This is a genomic window from Pseudoduganella buxea, assembly GCF_009720835.1.
In the GTDB taxonomy this organism is placed as follows: domain Bacteria; phylum Pseudomonadota; class Gammaproteobacteria; order Burkholderiales; family Burkholderiaceae_D; genus Rugamonas; species Rugamonas buxea.
Window position 1 is genome coordinate 1 of the sequence record NZ_WNKZ01000228.1, and the last position, 802, is coordinate 802.

Below are 802 nucleotides of genomic sequence, written 5' to 3' on the forward strand. Positions count from 1 at the left end.
ATCGCCAAGGCATCCACCATGTGCACTTATTCACTTGTCCCTATAACCTTGACGGCTATCGGTATCAAGCATTTACTACAGTGTTTGATGAGCTTTATTACTACCCTGAACACATGATGTCTCATGTATTCAATAAAACTTTACTTCTTCCAGATTGTTAAAGAACGAAACAGCAGTAGTCTCTAAAAGACTAAACATAAAGGTGAACTCGTCACGCTTACGTTTAAGCTTTTGGTGGAGGATGACGGGATCGAACCGACGACCCCCTGCTTGCAAAGCAGGTGCTCTCCCAGCTGAGCTAATCCCCCTACATACTCACAAAAAAGTGCAAACCTACTTTTTTGTGGATCGAGGTAAAAATGCCTGGCAGAGCCAGATCATTTTTACAGCAAAATGCTTGATAACGTCATGGTGGGTCTGGTTGGGCTCGAACCAACGACCCCCGCGTTATCAACACGGTGCTCTAACCAGCTGAGCTACAGACCCGCTTGATGTACCTCGCGGTGCTACTGTTTCTTCTTCATTCGACAGTCGATAAGTGTGAGCGTTTGATGCACGATCTTGCGATCAGTGCCGACTCTAGAAAGGAGGTGATCCAGCCGCACCTTCCGATACGGCTACCTTGTTACGACTTCACCCCAGTCACGAATCCTACCGTGGTAAGCGCCCTCCTTGCGGTTAAGCTACCTACTTCTGGTAAAACCCGCTCCCATGGTGTGACGGGCGGTGTGTACAAGACCCGGGAACGTATTCACCGCGACATGCTGATCCGCGATTACTAGCGATTCCAACTTCATGCAGT

2 tRNA genes and 1 rRNA gene are annotated in these 802 nt (G+C 48.4%); all 3 read right to left on the minus strand.

The features are described 5' to 3' along the window. Nucleotides 1-232: 232 nt before the first annotated feature. Nucleotides 233-308 (minus strand) — tRNA-Ala (locus tag GM672_RS27740). 101 nt (nt 309-409) lie between these two features. Further along, nucleotides 410-486 (minus strand) — tRNA-Ile (locus tag GM672_RS27745). A gap of 97 nt (nt 487-583) precedes the next feature. Further along, nucleotides 584-802: ribosomal RNA gene (locus GM672_RS27750) — 16S ribosomal RNA — on the minus strand; the annotation flags it as partial.